18 protein-coding genes are annotated in these 16,162 nt (G+C 64.1%); 8 read left to right on the top strand and 10 right to left on the bottom strand.

The window, feature by feature from the left end; all coding sequences use genetic code 11:
- Positions 1 to 52: 52 nt before the first annotated feature.
- Positions 53 to 652, bottom strand: a complete 600-nt coding sequence (locus IB277_RS10030) for a bifunctional 2-polyprenyl-6-hydroxyphenol methylase/3-demethylubiquinol 3-O-methyltransferase UbiG (protein ID WP_090294452.1) — start codon at positions 650 to 652, stop codon at positions 53 to 55.
- Positions 653 to 892: 240 nt separating this feature from the next.
- Between IB277_RS10030 and IB277_RS10025 the strand changes: the two genes are divergently transcribed.
- A complete protein-coding gene (locus IB277_RS10025) occupies positions 893 to 1,555 on the top strand; it encodes a LysE family translocator (RefSeq protein ID WP_090294197.1) in 663 nt (220 codons plus the stop codon).
- Between the two features lie 122 nt (positions 1,556 to 1,677).
- Here IB277_RS10025 and IB277_RS10020 read toward each other — a convergent pair whose 3' ends face one another.
- Entirely contained in the window at positions 1,678 to 2,127 is a 450-nt protein-coding gene (locus IB277_RS10020; protein ID WP_060516042.1) for a hypothetical protein, read from the bottom strand.
- Positions 2,128 to 2,624: 497 nt separating this feature from the next.
- Here IB277_RS10020 and IB277_RS10015 point away from each other — a divergent pair, with 497 nt between their 5' ends.
- From IB277_RS10015 to IB277_RS10000, 4 genes are all read left to right on the top strand, one after another.
- Complete coding sequence (locus tag IB277_RS10015) at positions 2,625 to 3,854, top strand: PLP-dependent aminotransferase family protein (protein ID WP_034792987.1); 1,230 nt, start codon at positions 2,625 to 2,627, stop codon at positions 3,852 to 3,854.
- Positions 3,855 to 4,125: 271 nt separating this feature from the next.
- Positions 4,126 to 4,896: a siderophore-interacting protein gene (locus tag IB277_RS10010; RefSeq protein ID WP_192370975.1), complete on the top strand. Its 771-nt coding sequence runs from the start codon at positions 4,126 to 4,128 to the stop codon at positions 4,894 to 4,896.
- Positions 4,897 to 5,156: 260 nt separating this feature from the next.
- Positions 5,157 to 5,744 carry a recombination regulator RecX gene (gene recX, locus IB277_RS10005; protein ID WP_060516044.1) on the top strand — a complete coding sequence of 196 codons (588 nt, stop codon included), beginning with the start codon at positions 5,157 to 5,159 and terminating at the stop codon, positions 5,742 to 5,744.
- 27 nt (positions 5,745 to 5,771) lie between these two features.
- A complete protein-coding gene (locus tag IB277_RS10000) occupies positions 5,772 to 6,035 on the top strand; it encodes an EamA family transporter (protein WP_060583206.1) in 264 nt (87 codons plus the stop codon).
- On the opposite strand, the gene IB277_RS09995 is transcribed toward IB277_RS10000, so the two are convergent.
- Positions 5,993 to 6,463: a group III truncated hemoglobin gene (locus IB277_RS09995; RefSeq protein ID WP_192370974.1), complete on the bottom strand. Its 471-nt coding sequence runs from the start codon at positions 6,461 to 6,463 to the stop codon at positions 5,993 to 5,995. The genes IB277_RS10000 and IB277_RS09995 overlap by 43 nt on opposite strands.
- Before the next feature lie 331 nt (positions 6,464 to 6,794).
- Here IB277_RS09995 and IB277_RS09990 point away from each other — a divergent pair, with 331 nt between their 5' ends.
- From IB277_RS09990 to IB277_RS09980, 3 genes are all read left to right on the top strand, one after another.
- Positions 6,795 to 8,459, top strand: a complete 1,665-nt coding sequence (locus tag IB277_RS09990; RefSeq protein ID WP_162727320.1) for an arylsulfatase — start codon at positions 6,795 to 6,797, stop codon at positions 8,457 to 8,459.
- 151 nt (positions 8,460 to 8,610) lie between these two features.
- Positions 8,611 to 10,203, top strand: coding sequence for an arylsulfatase (locus tag IB277_RS09985; protein ID WP_090294193.1), 1,593 nt, complete (start codon positions 8,611 to 8,613; stop codon positions 10,201 to 10,203).
- Between the two features lie 198 nt (positions 10,204 to 10,401).
- Complete coding sequence (locus tag IB277_RS09980) at positions 10,402 to 10,827, top strand: GNAT family N-acetyltransferase (protein ID WP_090294191.1); 426 nt, start codon at positions 10,402 to 10,404, stop codon at positions 10,825 to 10,827.
- A 26-nt stretch (positions 10,828 to 10,853) separates the two neighbouring features.
- Here the strand turns inward: IB277_RS09980 and IB277_RS09975 are convergent, their stop codons facing one another.
- The 7 genes from IB277_RS09975 to IB277_RS09945 all read right to left on the bottom strand — a co-directional run bounded on the left by IB277_RS09975 (position 10,854) and on the right by IB277_RS09945 (position 16,011).
- Positions 10,854 to 11,195, bottom strand: coding sequence for a DUF6616 family protein (locus IB277_RS09975; protein WP_034793040.1), 342 nt, complete (start codon positions 11,193 to 11,195; stop codon positions 10,854 to 10,856).
- Between the two features lie 48 nt (positions 11,196 to 11,243).
- Entirely contained in the window at positions 11,244 to 12,038 is a 795-nt protein-coding gene (locus tag IB277_RS09970; protein WP_110818656.1) for a DNA alkylation repair protein, read from the bottom strand.
- Positions 12,035 to 12,559, bottom strand: a complete 525-nt coding sequence (locus tag IB277_RS09965; protein WP_090294187.1) for a MarR family winged helix-turn-helix transcriptional regulator — start codon at positions 12,557 to 12,559, stop codon at positions 12,035 to 12,037. The genes IB277_RS09970 and IB277_RS09965 overlap by 4 nt, the downstream gene beginning before the upstream one ends.
- A gap of 79 nt (positions 12,560 to 12,638) precedes the next feature.
- Positions 12,639 to 13,433 (bottom strand): DUF1194 domain-containing protein, encoded by a 795-nt coding sequence (locus IB277_RS09960; protein ID WP_089043536.1) that lies wholly within the window; start codon positions 13,431 to 13,433, stop codon positions 12,639 to 12,641.
- A 137-nt stretch (positions 13,434 to 13,570) separates the two neighbouring features.
- A complete protein-coding gene (locus tag IB277_RS09955; protein WP_090294186.1) occupies positions 13,571 to 14,389 on the bottom strand; it encodes an arginase family protein in 819 nt (272 codons plus the stop codon).
- Positions 14,390 to 14,527: 138 nt separating this feature from the next.
- A complete protein-coding gene (locus IB277_RS09950) occupies positions 14,528 to 15,412 on the bottom strand; it encodes an NAD(P)/FAD-dependent oxidoreductase (protein WP_090294184.1) in 885 nt (294 codons plus the stop codon).
- Between the two features lie 164 nt (positions 15,413 to 15,576).
- Positions 15,577 to 16,011 (bottom strand): Rrf2 family transcriptional regulator, encoded by a 435-nt coding sequence (locus IB277_RS09945; RefSeq protein WP_034793085.1) that lies wholly within the window; start codon positions 16,009 to 16,011, stop codon positions 15,577 to 15,579.
- Positions 16,012 to 16,162 lie beyond the last annotated feature (151 nt).

Raw genomic sequence — 16,162 nt, 5'->3', positions numbered from 1 at the left:
GGCGTCGTGCACTTCGATCTGCATGGCTTTACGGTCGTAGCGCTGAACCGGTTCAAGCCGTGCGCCTTGCCGAGACATGCAGCCAGCGGGTCGGTTCGCCGTCATAGCCGCTTCCATCGGCCTCGCTGATGTCAGGCTCGGGCCAGCCGGCGTCTTCGAAGCAGGCGCGCAGCCAGTCGGCTGAGGGGTAGTTGAAGTAGCGGCCGAAGCGGTCGTGGCCTTCCGTCTCGCCGGCCTTGAAACTCGCCTGCAGAAGACCGCCCGGCTTCAGCGTCCGGCGAATGCGTGTGAGCACGTCGGCAAGCTCCGTGCGCGGCACATGCAGAAGCGAGGCCTCGGCCCAGATGCCGTCGAACCGTCCTTCCCAAACGATCTCCTGAAACGTGATGACCTCGACCTTGCGGCCGATGCGCACTTCGGCTTCCCGCGCCAGTTCCGCCGAACCGTCGCAGGCGCTGACGTCGAAGCCATGGTCCAGCAGAACAAGGCTGTCATGCCCGCCGCCGCAGCCGAGATCGAGCACCGAGGCGCCGGGGGCGAGACGGGCCATGAAGGCCGCGAGACGGGTTGCCGGCGGCTTGCGTTCGCGCGCCGCATAGGTGGCGGCGTTGTCGCGATAGAAGGCGAGGGTGTCGTCGTCGGGTTTTGTCATCGATGCTTTCTGGGCGTTGGCGCCGGCGTGGGAAGGGCGATTGCCTTGGGCTGCGAAAATCCGTTCCGTCAGCGTTTCGTCATGGATCGTTTTTCTCCGTTCGAAGCCCGAGAGCAGACTAGACGAAGATGGCGGCAGGCGGAGCAAAAAATATCGGCATGCTGCGGGTAAAGCGGGCTGATCGACAGGCCTGACGCTTCCGGATAAGCATGTGGCAGTTGTCCTCAGCCGGAACCTTCAATGGTCGATCTTCCCATTTTCCTGACCTTCGTTGCTGCACTCTTCGTTCTGGAGATCACGCCCGGTCCGGACATGATGCTGGTGCTCGCCCGCGGGATCGGGCAGGGGCGCCGGGTGGCGCTGCTGACGGTGGTCGGCATGATCTTCGTCGCCGGCGTCGTGCAGGTAGGCCTGCTGGTCCTCGGCGTCGCCTCGCTGCTGAAGGCCTATCCCGCCGGTCTCATTTTTCTGCAGTGGGTGGGGGCCGCCTACATGCTCTATCTCGGCGCGCGCATGGTCTGGTCGAGTTTCGGCGATGCGGCTGAAAGCAAGCGGCTGGCGGCGACCGAGGTGTCCGACTGGCGCGCGGTCCGCGAGGGAACGATCAACAGCCTGACGAACCCGAAGTCGCTGCTCTTCATGTTCGCCTTCCTGCCGCAGTTCGTGGACCCGACCGCCGGCCCCGTTTGGCTGCAGCTTGCCGTGCTCGGCACCGTGCAGAAGCTTGCCGGCATCCTTTCGCTCGGTTCGGTAGCGCTTGCCTCGGGAACGGTCGGGCAGGCGCTTTATCGTTTTCCGCGGCTGCTCGTCTGGCAGCAGCGTTTTACCGGCGCCGTCATGCTGGGGCTTGGCTTCCGGCTCCTGTTTGCAGGCAACGCCAGCGCGCCGGCGGTCAAAACGTGAGGCGGTGCTGTCCCCGCTGGGCGGGGACAGCACTTGAAAGACGTTGCTTGATGGCAGAGGGCCTAGGTCATCTGCCGCGTCGTGTCGATTGGCCGGGTCTGGAGCCGGCAATGCCTACCGTCTCACTTGGCCGCCTGGGTCGTGCCGAGCACGTAGTCTCCGTCCCAGTGCCAGATCTGCTTGTCGTCAACCGTGACCTTCACGATCGCCTGGAAGCCCGCGAGCGTGCCGCTGCCGGCGTGGAACGCACAGGTGCCGAGCGGCGGCTTGGCCGTATCGTAGACGACGCAGTATCCGAGCGCCGAGTCGCCGTTTCCGACAGCGATGACGGCGGTGCTGCTGGAGAAGAGGGGATTGGCGACCACCGGTCCATAGTAGAGGATTTTGCTGCCAGCCGGGATCGCTTCGAGGTTCGATTCCGTAATGGTGCAGAAGCTCGGGGTGTCGCCGGTGAACTGGCTGCACTCCTTGGCGATCTTGAGGGGGTGCGTCTCCGGCGCTGCGGGTGCCGCCGACGCCGCTTGTGCCAGCGCCAGGGCGGCGCCAGCCGACAGGATAAACAGTCTGCTCATGGCCTAGTCCCTCCGGTCGAATTGAGGGGAGAAATTTTACGCTTCGCCTCCTTCTCCGGCAATTTGCCACTTTGGGTTATCAGGCGCCGGGTGCCGCTGCCGGCGCAAGGACAAGCGGACGACGGGCGTCTGTGCGATTGGGGCCAAGCGGCGCGAGCGTAGCGGTTGAGCGGATGGCTTGCTTTACCTCATGGCGCGTGGCATTCGGCTCAAGTTGACGTAACGTCAGGTCCTGGACGTTGCGTGCGCGGAGCCCCAAAAGCCCGAAAAGCGCACGGAATTAGGTCAATAATATTGACATAAATTGGTCGTCATGGTCCTGTCGCTTCACCGTCCAGAGCATCCTTCCTTCCAGGGGGATCGCCCGAAGCGGAAAGATGCTCTAAACAAAAAACCAGAGCGTGCTTTGTGCGTTCATGCGAACGCACGGCGCTCTAGAATGACGCGGGAGGAAGCGGAGAACCGCTTTCCGCTTATAATCTCTGAGGAAACACCCCATGCTGGATTGGGAACATATCTTCGCGACGCGCTCGAACCGGATGCGCGCTTCGGAAATCCGCGAACTGTTGAAGCTGCTCGATCGCCCCGACATCATCTCGTTTGCCGGCGGCATTCCCGATCCCGCGCTGTTTCCGGATGCGGAATTCAAGGACGCCTATGCGGAGATCTTTTCCGGCCCGGCCGTGAGTGCCGCACTGCAGTATTCGGTCAGCGAAGGCTACAAGCCGCTGCGCGAATGGCTTGCCAAGCAGATGGCCGATCTCGGCATTCCCGCCGGCGCCGACAACATCTTCATCACGTCCGGTTCGCAGCAGGGCCTCGACTATCTCGGCAAGCTGTTCCTGTCGCCGAACGATACCGCACTTGTCACCTGGCCGACCTATCTCGGCGCGTTGCAGGCCTTCAACGCCTATGAGCCGACCTACGACCAGCTGAACCCCAACGGCAACCGCACGCCGGAAGCCTACCGTCAGGCGGCGGGCGAGGCGGGCGGCCGCGTCAAGTTTGCCTATCTCTCGGCCGACTTCGCCAACCCGACCGGCGAGACCGTCGACCGGGCCGGCCGCGAGCGCGTGCTGACGCTTGCCGAAGAGCTCGACATTGCCGTCATCGAAGACGCGGCCTACCAGTCGCTGCGCTATGACGGCGAGCCGGTGCCGCCGATCCTGGCGCTCGAAATCGCCAAGAAGGGCGACATCAACAATACCCGCACGATCTATTGCGGCTCGTTCTCGAAGACGCTCGCTCCCGGCCTTCGCGTCGGCTGGGTCTGCGCCTCGGAAAAGGTGATCCGCAAGCTCGTGCTCTTGAAGCAGGCAGCCGATCTGCATTCCTCGACCATCAACCAGATGGCGATCTGCACCGTTGCCGAGCGCGGCTTCGATGAGCAGGTGGCGAAGATCCACCGGGTCTACAAGCAGCGCCGCAACGCCATGCTCGCAGCGCTTGAAAAGTACATGCCCGAGGGCGTGTCCTGGACGAAGCCGGAAGGCGGGATGTTCGTCTGGGTGACGCTGCCAAAGGGCATGGACGGCGCCGCACTGCTTGCAAAATCGATCGAGACCGCCAAGGTCGCCTTCGTTCCCGGTCGCGCCTTCTTTGCCGATGGCTCGGGCGAAAACACCCTGCGCGTTTCCTTCTCCTGCGCCAACGATCAAATGATCGACGAGGGCATCCGCCGGCTCGGCGACCTCATCCGTGGCGAAGTTGCGGCTCTGGCGGCTTAAGGCTTCGTCAGACCTTCTTCATTTTGAGAAACGCGCTTGCTCCTGCGGGCGCGTTTTTCTTTTGGCTGGTAAAACCTTCGTGTTTTAGTCAAGATGACGCATTGATCGAAGCGGGGCCTTCCGATAGTTAGAACGTGACATGACCGGGCCACCCCCGGCCACGTAAGCGTTAACGTCACTCAACGCGTATGATCGAACGGCCAGAAGCGGCTTCGATCTGCGCGACTGTGTCCTGCGGATCGAGCTTTTCGAGGCCCTCCAAAGGATGCAAATGGACAATTCTCCCAACTATTCCCATCTCCCGACGCCGCGCATCGAGCGTGTTCGCCATGAGCTGAAGCGCCGCTCGCTCGTCGTTTCCGGCATCGAGCGGGTGACGCCGGGCATGCTCCGGATCACGCTTTCCGGTGAGGATCTCGCCGACTTCGTCAGCCTCGGGGCGGATGACCACATCAAGATCTTCGTTCCCGGCGCAAACGGCACCGAAGAGCGCCGGGACTATACGCCACGGCGCTACGACACAGACGCGCGCGTTCTGGCGCTCGATTTCGCGTTGCACGAGGCGGGCCCCGTGACCGCCTGGGCAATGGCGGCCTCCGTGGGGGACAAGCTCGAGATCGGCGGGCCGCGTGGTTCGGCGGTCGTGTCTGGAGATTTCACGCGATGGCTGCTGATCGGCGACGAGACGGCGCTGCCGGCGATCGGGCGGCGGATCGAGGAGACGCCGGCGGGGCATCAGATCAGCAGCGTCGCCGCGGTCACCGGGCTGGACGAGCGGCAGAAATTCCGCACCAAGGCGGCGCTCACCACCCATTGGGCCTATCGCCCGCTCGATCAAGCGCACGATCCGTCAGCGCTGCTTGCCGTCGTGCGTCAAGTGGCGCTCGAGCCCGGCACCTTCGTCTGGATCGCGGCCGAAGCCGCAGTCACCCGGGCGATCCGCACCCATCTCGTCGAGGAGCGCGGCTTGCCGCTCAGCTGGCTGAAAGCCTCCGGCTACTGGGTGAAGGGCAAGGCCGACAGCACCGAGAAGTTCGAATAGACATCACGCTTTCCGGTGCCTTTGCTCGGGCATCACGACGGGAACGCTCGGCCGGCGGATCAAAAGATCCGCGCAGGCCCTGCTGCGGTTACCTCAGGCGCGCCTCTCTTGAGGGGCGCCCGCCGCCCTCATGCCGGCGGAACAAGGCCGGGAAAACACGTCGTGGGCTCGGGTGCGCAATTGCCTTGTCGTGGAGAGTCAGGTCATTTCGCATCTTTGGGCGACGTCGATCCGATCACGCGGATCGACTGGTGCCATCAATGGTTCAATTCGAGGGCAGGGCAGGCTTGGACCTCATCGACGATCAAGCGCAATCCGATCAACCGACGCCGCGCATGTATGCCTGGGCGCGCAATTCAGCGGCCTATCGGCTGGCGCGGCAGATGCTGACGGAAAAGCAGCTCTTCGACGCCATCTCGCGCAAGGCGCGGGAGAAGTTCGAGGATATCAGCGTGAACCAGGTGGAGCTGCTGGCGGCTGCGGCCGTGACCTTTGCCTATGACAATGGCGCGCTCAACGACAAAGCTTATGCCGAGATCAAGACCCGCTCGGCCATGCGCGGCGGCAAGTCGAAGCGGGCGATCGCCCAGAAGCTGTCGGAAAAGGGCGTCGCGCGGGACGCCGTCGCTGCGGCGGTGGCGGAAGCCGACGATCTCTATGCGGCCGTCGTCTTGGCGCGAAAGCGCGCCTTCGGGCCGTTCCGCAAGGCGGCGCTCGACGAGAAGCGTACGGCCAAGGAGCTCTCCGCCTTTGCCCGGGGCGGTTTCAGCTTCGAACTGGGCAAGCGGGTCTTTGCGATGTCGGTCGACGAGGCCGAGGAGATTTTGTTTGCAGGCCGCTCGCTCTGACCCAAGGGGGCAGGTCGTGTTGTCTGATTGCTCTTCCTGTTCGCCTGGGTCACGCCTCAGGCGATCGGCAAGGACCTTGCCGCCGCGGGGGCGGGCATGCTGGCGCTCGCCCTGATCTCCGGCATCGTCCAGTACGCGCTTGCCTTCTGGCTCTACCTGATCGGCCTCAAGCGCCTGCCGGCGAGCACGGCTGCGCTGTTCCTGACCCTGACGCCCGTCTTCGGCATCGGGCGTAAAGGCCGCGGCAATTACCCGCGCTTCAGCGCCGGATCGTCCATCGCCGGATTGTAGAACAGCGAAAGCGTCAGGCTGCGGGCGATGCGTTCGGCCGTGGCCATGAACCAGGCCTTGGCCTCGCCGTTCGGGGCGATGTCGTCGAGCGTCGTGGAAAAGAGATCAAGCCATTTCGGAAAGAGATCCGGCGTCATGTTGGCGACGCCGACATGCGCCTGCACCGGCTTGCCGCCATAGGCGCCGTTGCGGAAGGCGACGGCCGACCAGAAGCTCTTCATCTTGTCCATGTGCTCCGGCCAGCGGCTGGAAAGCCTGGCGTCGAAGGCGGGGCCGAGTTCGGGATGGGCGAGCACGCGGGCGTAGAAGGTCTCGACGAGACGATCGATGAAGGCCGCATCGATGCCGATCGCCTTCATCTCGGCTTCCGCTCGTTCGCGGATTGCTGCGACATGAGCGGCGCGGCCCTGCAAGTCGTTGTCGTCCATCCCGATGTCCCTGTCTCAATGCCCATGTCTCGATGCCCATGTCTCAGGCCCAGGCCCTTATCTTTGGCGTCTTGCATATAGGCATGCGGGGGCGTCGCGCCAGAGGCCAAAGGGGCGATTGCGTCAATCTGTCAGAGGTTACGCTGGGTGAGTTTTGCCAGTGCTGTTCTACCCGGCCTTGCAACGGATTGCCCGCGTCGCGCGTCGCAGTAACGGTTGCGAGCCGGCACATCGTAACTGTTACGTACTTGGACACCCACCCCCGCACGCGCATCATCCGCCCGGTCCTCGACAGCAGTGCATTTCCGATCGCCTTAACTAGGAGAGTACGATGAGCATGCATGACGATAACAAGGCTGCGCCAGCGATGGCCGAGAATGGGGTAACGGATGTCAGCCGCCGCGATCTCCTTCTCAGTGGAACAATTTTTGCAGCCGCGTCGCTGGTGGCAGGCGCTGCTTCGGTAAGCCCGGCCAAGGCGCAATCCTCTTCTTCCGCGAGCGGCAAGCCGCCGAACATCCTCGTCATCTTCGGCGACGATATCGGCATTCCGCAGATCAGCGCCTACACGATGGGGCTGATGGGCTATCGCACGCCCAACATCGACCGTATCGCCGCCGAAGGCGCGATCTTTACCGACAGCTACGGCCAGAACAGTTGTACGGCGGGCCGCGCCTCCTTCATCCTCGGCCAGGAGCCTTTCCGCACCGGGCTCTTGACGATCGGCATGCCGGGCGACCCGCACGGCATCCAGGACTGGATGCCGACAATCGCCGACGTGTTGAAGACCAAGGGCTATTCGACCGGCCAGTTCGGCAAGAACCACCTCGGCGACCGCGACGAGCATCTGCCGACCAAACACGGCTTCGACGAGTTCTTCGGCAACCTCTACCACCTCAACGCCGAGGAAGAGCCGGAAGGCTACTTCTATCCGAAGGACCCGGAGTTCAAGAAGAAGTTCGGCCCGCGCGGCGTCATCAAGTCGAGCGCCGACGGCAAGATCGAGGACACCGGCGCGCTCAACACCAAGCGCATGGAAACGATCGACGAGGAATTCCTGACGGCTGCCAAGGATTACATCGACCGGCAGGTGAAGGCCGACAAACCGTTCTTCTGCTGGTTCAACTCGACCCGCATGCATGTCTTCACCCACCTGAAGCCGGACTCGCTCGGCAAGACCGGCAAGGGCATCCATGCCGACGGCATGGTGGAGCATGACGGTCACGTCGGCCAGCTCCTGAAACAGCTCGACGATCTCGGCATCGCCGACAACACCATCGTGCTCTACACCACCGACAACGGCGCGGAACTGGCGCTGTGGCCGGACGGCGCGCAGACGATGTTCCACGGCGAGAAAGGCACGACCTGGGAAGGCGGTTTCCGCATTCCGATGATGGTGCGTTGGCCGGGCGTGGTAAAGCCGGGCACGCAGATCAACGACCCGGTGACGCTGATGGACTGGCTGCCGACCTTTGCGACCGCCGCCGGCATCGCCGACGTCAAGGAAGAGATGAAGAAGGGCTTCAAGGGCACGTCGAAGACCTTCAAGGTGCATCTCGACGGCTACGACCTGACGGGGCTGTTGAAGGGCGAGGCGAAGGAGCCGCCGCGTGACTCGGTCTACTACTTCGACCAGGGCGGCAACCTCAACGCTATCCGCTGGAACGACTGGAAGCTGAGCTTCGCCCAGGCGAGCCACGGCAACATCGCCACCGCCACCCGTGAGGTGCCGAGCTGGGCCGTAATCGCCAACCTGCGCATGGACCCCTACGAGCGCGGCATGGAAGACGGCGGCGGGGCGATCGAGTTCCTCGCCCGCAACATGTGGCTGCTGGTGCCGATCCAGGGCAAGATCAAGGAGTTCTTCGCCGACTTCAACGATTATCCGTACCAGGCCGGCAGCACGCTGAACGCCAGCGGCATCAACTATGGCTGGCTTGCGCAGCAGGCAGCGATGAAGCGGCTGGGCGAACTGGAAAGCCTGGCGCCGCGGTAAAGAGCGGAAAGACTCCGCCGCCGGCGACCGCTGGCGGCGGGACGCAAAGCGCCGGCGGCTTGTAAAAAGGCCGCCACCTCTTGCCGCGGGTCAAGGTCCGGCGGCATCCCTTGCGTAATTCCTTGCGTTCGATCGCAAAAAGGAGCGTGCGATGTGCCTGCGGAGTCTGCGTGCCCTTGCCCTACACACGGCGATCCTGGTGGCGTTGCCGACAGTGGCGCCGGCACAATCGGTGCTGACTCAGGCCATACGCACGAGCGAGGCGCAGGAGCCAGCGCTGATCCATGCCGACCAGCAGTCCGCGGCGCAACAGAAGCTCGATACGCTTTATGCCAGGCTGGGCAAGAGGCCGAACATCGTCTGGCTCGTGGTTGATGACATGGGCTATGGCGATCCCGGCGCCTATGGCGGAGGTGCTGCGATCGGCGCTGCGACACCTAACATGGACAGGTTGGCGCGCGAGGGCCTGAGGCTCACCTCGGCCTATTCGCAACCCACCTGCACCCCGACGCGCTCGGCGATCCTGACGGGCCGGTTGCCGGTTCGCACCGGCCTGACGCGGCCGATCCTTGCCGGCGACAAGATCACCAAGAACCCCTGGGCCGACGAGATTTCCCTGCCGACGCTGCTTGGTGGGGCAGGGTACAAGACCGTGCTCTCGGGCAAGTGGCATGTGGGCGAAAGCGAAGGCATGCGGCCGCACGAGGTCGGGTTTGATGAATTCTACGGCTTCTACGAGGCCGAGAAGGAAATCACCCAAGGGGTCGACAAGCGGCGTTACCCCGATCTGGTGCTGAACCCCGAGCGGCTGGCGATGCTGAGGAAGACCGGATCGAGCACGGCGCTGGTACAGGCGGTAAAGGGCGGGCCAGTCAGCCAAGTCGAAGAGATCGACAGCATCGAGAAGATGGCCGAAGGCGATCGGATGCTCAAGGAATTCACGGTGAAGAAGATCAAGGAGCTTGCGTCGGGAACGGCGCCGTTCTTCCTCGAACACTGCTTCATGAAAGTGCACGCCGACAATTTCGCCTCCAAGGCCTTCGAAGGCAAGAGCGGCAGCAAGTACCCCTACAAGGACGACGTGGTGGAGGTGGATGCCTATATCGGCGAGATCGTCGACGCGCTCGATCAGGCCGGCGTCCTGGACAATACCTTCATCTTCGTCACCTCCGACAACGGCCCGCAGCTCGATAGCTGGCCGGACAGCGGCTATACGCCGTTTCGCGGCGCCAAGGGATCGGCCTGGGAGGGCGGCATCCGCATCCCGGCGATCGCCTACTGGAAGGGCATGATCAAGCCCGGCCGCGAAAGCGACGAGCTCTTCGACCTGATGGACCTCTTCAACACGTCGCTGAGCCTTGGCGGCATCAGAGACAACGTGCCGGTCGACCGCTACATCGACGGCATCGACCAGACCTCGTTCCTGCTTGCCGACGACGGCCGTTCGAACCGCGAGAAGGTGTTCGTCTGGAACGAGCAGAACCTGATGGCGATGCGCATGTACGAGTACAAGATCCACGTGAAGGTGGTGGAAACCAAGGCCCAGTGGCTGAACATCGACATGACGACGGTGAGCGACGTCGGCCTCGCGCCCTGGCTGTTCAATCTCTACATCGATCCGAAGGAGGAATATCCCGTCGGCCACCGGATGAACGCCTTCCTCGCCTCGATGCTGGCCGAGATGAAGGCGCATGCCGCCACCTTCAAAAAATATCCGCCGAAGAACATCGGGCTCGGGCAGTGAGCGATCCGGTACATAACAGGGGACGTCGTGGATTTTCAGTGGACGCGGCGGGGATTTTCAGACACCGCGCCGTCGCCTTGAGGTCCGGTGGCAACTTCGTCTTGCCGCCGTGAGAGGGGCAGTTGAGATAGCGCTTTCGCGATTGCGCCCAGCGACACCACATCCTAGTTTCCCGCCAAATCTGCCGGGAGCTGAACCATGCGAATTCGACCTGCGGTCAAGGACGACCATCCGGCGCTTTGCGCGATCGACAGCGTTGCGGCCGACGATCTGAAGCGACGCGCCGACATTGCCGACTGGATCCAGCAGGGCTGCTGCCATCTCATCGAGATCGAGGGGGAGGCTGCCGCCTATGGCGTGCTGACCCACCACTTCTTTGGCCAGGCCTTCATCGAAATGCTGATGGTGGGGACGTCCTGGCGCCGGCGTGGTCTGGCTGGGACGCTGATCGCTCACTTTCAATCCATGTCGTCGGGCGCGAAACTCTTCAGCTCGACCAACATGTCGAACCGTCCGATGCAGGACCTGTTGGTCAAGGCCGGGTTCCGGCCGAGCGGCTACATCGACAATCTCGACGAGAACGATCCGGAGATCGTGTTCTACAGCCCCCCAAGCCGAGCGTGACCTGAGGGGGCCGGATAGCGTGGGGCTCAGGCGGCCGCGCCGAGCTCGGCGAGGTGGCCGGCGAGGTCGGTGCCCCGACCGGCGGCGTTGATCGTGTCGAAATATTCGTGCCAGCCGGATTGGGCGATGCCGGCGACGAGGGCTTCGAGTGCTGTCGCGTCCGGGCAGCGCCAGACGGCGAAGAAGGTCTGCGATGCCGCATGCAGCTTCGACTGGTCGACCTTGCCGAAGGTGATGAGCTCGACGCCGAGCGCCGACAGGCCCGGCATGGCGGAGCCGATCGCGGCCAGGAACTGCTGGCGCCCCTGACGGGGAAGGGCGAGCCACGCCGGCTTGGCGCTGTAAAGTTCGGTCAGGTAGTGAGGCATAGTCTGCTTTCTTGTTGTCAGTCTGAGGTTATGCCATTCCGGGCGCTCTCAAGCGTTTCCGGAACTGGATCTGGTGGGGATGGATCGAAGCGCGCGGCGACAGATGCGCGATGTCGCGGGTCCTGAGCTTTCGGCGGACCAGCGTGCCGCCAGCGCCTGGACCCACTCGGGCCGATCCTTGGCCGCATCGTTCAGCCAGTTGCCGACCGAATCCTGCACGTAAGGTGAGGGATCGGCGCGCAACGGCTCGAGCACGGGCAGCGCGCGTTCGGGCTCCTGCTTGAGCGCGGTGATGTGGGCGCACCAGACGCCGCGCGGGCGGATGGATTCCGAGGCGAAACGGCGGATGCGTTCGGATGGATCTGATGTCCACTCGGCCGCCAGCAGGGCGATCGCTTGATCCAGATCGGCCGCGAGATGCGGGCGAACGGCGATCCAGGCCCATTCGCGAACACCGAAATGGCTATCGTCGGCCAGCGGCCGGATCGCGGCCAGCCGCTCGGCGAGGGTCATGTTTTCTCCGGCCGCCACCACGAAACAGGCCCAGCCGCGCACCGTGTCCGAGGAATGCTGCTTGAGCGTCTCGAAAGTCGAGGGGCCGAGGCGCTCTCCGATCAGCCGGGCGGCAAGCGGCATGCGCCGGGAGATGCCGGCCGACGCGGCCGATGTCATCTCGGCAAGGGCATCGTCGTCGATGCCGGGCACGATGTTGCCCATCAGCGCTGCGAAGTCGACCGCGAGGCATTCGGTCAAGGTGATGGCTTGCGCTCCGGCGTTCAGCTGCGCCAGGCGCTCGGCGCCAATGCCGCTGGCGCCGCGTTTCTTGGTCTTGCTCTCGCTCACGCCTGTGTTTCCGGCGTGTTCTTGGGCGTGGCGCCAGTCTCCAGATTTTGCCAGATGCGCTTGAGCAGCCGGTGGAACGTCTGGTGTTCATCGGCGCTGAAACCGGCAAACAGCGAGGCGATCCAGGCGCTGTGTTCGCCCAGCAGATCGCGGGCAGTCCTGCGGCCGGTTTCGGTGAGCATTACCGCGATCTTGCGCCGGTCATTAAGGCCCGAGCGGCGCTCGACGAAGCGATCGCGCTCCAGGCCGTCGAGGAGCCCGGTGATGGTGGCGCGCGTCACGCCCGCGCGATCGGCAAGCTCATGCGGCGACAGGCCCTCGGGTTGATCGTTGAGCAGGAAGAGGATAACGAACTTGCCTTCCGACAGCCGGTGGGGCGCCAGTCTTGCGGCGCAATCCCGGTCGATCGCGCCTGACAGCGCCAGCAGTTCGAAGCAGGCGCGCATGTTGCCGGTCTCGGCGACCGCACGACGCTCGGCTTCCTGCAACATGGCCCGGTGTTTTTGTTCCAGCATTGTCATAAGGCGACAGATAATAAGGCGCCTAATTAGAGTCAACGGCTTCTTCGTTGTCGGCTGTGGATGGGGCGGCAGACCTGCCCTACCGCCCGATCATCCGCTCCTGCATTTCTTCGCCGATGAAGCAATTGTAGCCCTCACCGAACCGGGCTGCGCGCACCGTTTCGGGCGACAGGCGGCTTATCTCCAGGCCGGAGATTTCGATGATCAGCTTGCGCAGGATGGCGCGGGCGAACTCGCCGCTGTCCGTCACCTTCACCAGAAAGGCGCCGTCGCCGCCGATCACGCATTCGCGGTAATAGGCGTCGAGATCGGGGATCGCGGCGGAGTCCCAGGCGACGTGGGTCTTCAGCATGATCGGCAGGCCGTCGATGGTGATGCCGCGGGCAACGGTGGAATTGCGGGCGACAGGGGCGGGGACGCCGGAATTGTTGGGACCGTCGCCCGAGATGTCGATGACGCGGCGGCTGCCCTCAAAGGGGCTGTAGTCGAACAGCCGTCGGGTGAAGGCCAGCGTGTTGGAGATCGAGGTGAAGGCGATCCGCCGGATCGGCTGCCGCCGCAGCAGCTCGGAATATTGCGAGGCCGTGCCGCGGCCGTCGATCAGCGTCCAGGGCGTGACCTGCACCGCCGAGCCGCCCCATTCGACATAGGTGACGGCGATGCGGCCGACGGGACCATTCTCGATCGCCTCGATGAGGGCGGGCTCCAGGAAGGCCGCGACATAGCCCTGCCGCTGCAGCCGCTGCTCGTCGAGTTCCATGGAATAGGAAACGTCGACGGCGAGCACCAGTTCGAGATCGACCCGGAGCGGTTCGGCGGAAGCACTCCCGCAGAAAAGGCAGACGTAGGCAAGAAGGATCGATCCGAGCTTCATGGCAGCCGATACCGAAGGCGAGCGGGATATCCATGCTACGCCCAAACCGACCTAGCGCAATGCGGGGTCCGCCGCCGATGGATTGGCCGGCTGAGCCCCCTGCGGTTAGGCAAACCTGCCGGCAGGCTCTGGTCAGGTCAGCGGCGCAGCTTCTGCAAAAGCGGTTCCAGCGCCTCGATCAGCGGTTCGGGCGAAACCGGATCGCCGCCTTCCTCCCAAACATTCTGAAACTCGGCGATTTCAAGCCCGACGACTTCGCTCCTGGCAAGGACCGCACAGGCTGCACGCAGGTCATCGAGCGACAGCCCGTTTTCATGCTGGTAGTCGGTGGGCACGATGCCGGGGTTCAGCACGTCGCAGTCGAGGTGGATATAGACCGGACGGCCGGCGACGGCTTCGGCCAGCCTTTGCGGGAGATTGGCACCGGGACGAATATGCGGAATGCGCTTCGCCTCGATGAGTTCGGCCTCGAAGGGATCGAGGTCCCGCTGGCCGACGAGCACGATATTTTCGATGGAAAGCCCGCCGCCCAGACCGGACTGCCAGAGGCCGCAGGGCCCGGACAGCGCCAGCCCGCCGAGATAGCCGGTGCTGCTGGCCTCGGGCGTATTGAGGTCGCCATGGGCGTCGAACCAGACGACGACCGCATTGCCGTGGTGCCTCGCAAGGGCAGGCAGGGTTGCGAGCGAGACGGCACAGCGGCTGGTCGCTGCCAGCGAAAACGATCCCTCGGCGTAGATCACATCGAAGCGATCTCGCATGCGCTTCAGAGCCGGCGTCGCGGCTTCGAGCTCGACCGTCCAGTGGCCGTTCAGCGCCGGTTCCGGATCTCCGACCGTGACCGTTTCGAGGCCGAGTTTTCGGGCGAGATGGGCGGCAACGGACTTCGCGCCGGGAATGCCGAGGTCGTTGTGATCGCCGGCGCGACCCTGAAAGCAGGTGAGGGCAATGGGCATCGATGGCGGCTCCAACTCGCGTTTGCAGCGAACGAAGCACAGAGGCCGTCGATTTGGCAAGGCTGGAAGCCGAACGGCGCAAAGCGGTTGCGTCCGTCCGGTATTCCTTCATGCCAGCGTCCTTGCTCGGTGTGCCTTCTATCCGAACACCAGCGAGCGGTGCAGTTGCGCGCCGGCCCAGGCGCCGTCGCCGACGGCAAGCGAGACGGAGTGGGGAACGCGGCCGACGTCGCCGCAGGCATAGGCGCCGGGAATGGTGGTTTCCTTGGCGGCCGTCGCCCGGATCTGCAGGCCCATCGGGGTCTCCTCGATCTCGCAGCCGAAGCGCTCGGCGATGTCGCATGAGGGCGTGGTGCGGGTGGCGACGAAAAGGCCTGCGAAGGGCAGGCGGCGGCCATCCGTCAGCACCACGTCGGCATGGCCTTCGAGCCGTGCGACCGGGGTTTCGTCGATGGTTACGCCGCGCCTGACGAGATCGGCACGGCCTTCGGCGTCGAGGGTGATGGCGCCATTGGTGAAGAAGGTCACCTTGCCCCATTCCGGAATGAGCTGCGCCTGGTGGATCGACATGGGGCTTGCCGCGATTACGGCGATCTCGCCCTGGTTCAGCTCGTAGCCGTGGCAATAGGGGCAATGGAAGGCGCTCTTGCCCCAGCGCTCGGTCAGCCCCTCGATCTGCGGCAGGCCGTCCTTGACGCCGGTTGCAAAGAGCAGGCGCCGGCCTTCGAAGGAGGCGCCGTCAGCGGGGGTAACGACGAAGGCATCCTGCTTGCCGCTGGCTTTCTCGGCACGGCCGTCGATCCAGGTGAGCGTGGGGTATTTGGAGAGCTGCGCCCGCGCGGTTGCGGCAATCTCTGACGGGTCGATGCCGTCCTGACCGAGGAAGCCATGGGAATGGCTGGCAAAACGGTTGCGGCGAATGCCCTCGTCGATGATCGTCACGCGCCGGCGGGCGCGCAGGAGCTGGAGGGCGGCGGCCATGCCGGCATAACTGCCGCCGATGATGATGACGTCCTGTTGCATGGGTCTTCCTTTCGGTTGGGCGCAGGCCAGCCCACCGGTTTCTTGAACCAGTGTCTCGACCCGGGCTTTGGGCAATAGGGTTCCGGCCGGAAACCGCTTATGCGGTCCCGGTGTAATCGGATGTGTCGGGATCGATCACGTCAGGACGGATCGATTGGCTGCTGTCAGTGCGATCGGAGCCGGTGCCGCCGGGCAAAGTCCTCGGCTAGGTCGGCAAGGGTCACGTGGGCGAAGCGGTCGAGCAGCAGCGCCTCGGCCTCCGCAAAGGCGGTATCGAGGGCGGCGTTGACCGCCTGTTCGACGAGGCATTCCGGCATTTCCTGCCGGTTGCCGATGGCAAAGATCGCGGGTTCGCCGAGTGTTTCGTGCAACTGCCTGAGCGTCACGGTCTTGAGATCGGCAGTGATCGCCCAGCCGCCCGCATGGCCGCGGGCGGAGGAAACGATGCCGGCATCGCGCAGGAAACCCATGGTGCGGCGTACGACCACCGGATTGGTGCGCATGCACATGGCAAGCTCGTCCGAGGTCAAGGGCTCGCCGCGCTCGGCCATGTGCAGGAGCGCGTGCAGGACGGAGGAAAGGCGGCTGTCTTTTTTCATGTAACTTCAATTATTACGAATCGAAGTACGATGCAAGCGGTACCTCTAGCTCACGCCTAAAAGTGCCAAGCGACAGAGGCTTGCCTGACGAGGTGCCACTCCTGTTGTCAGCGCATTCGGCTAAGATCGCCGGTATGCCCACCACCGCTCT

Source organism: Ensifer sp. ENS07 (genome assembly GCF_014852185.1).
In the GTDB taxonomy this organism is placed as follows: domain Bacteria; phylum Pseudomonadota; class Alphaproteobacteria; order Rhizobiales; family Rhizobiaceae; genus Ensifer; species Ensifer adhaerens.
The sequence above is the reverse complement of the archived record's forward strand: the minus strand, read 5'-3'. Positions and strand labels throughout refer to the sequence as shown.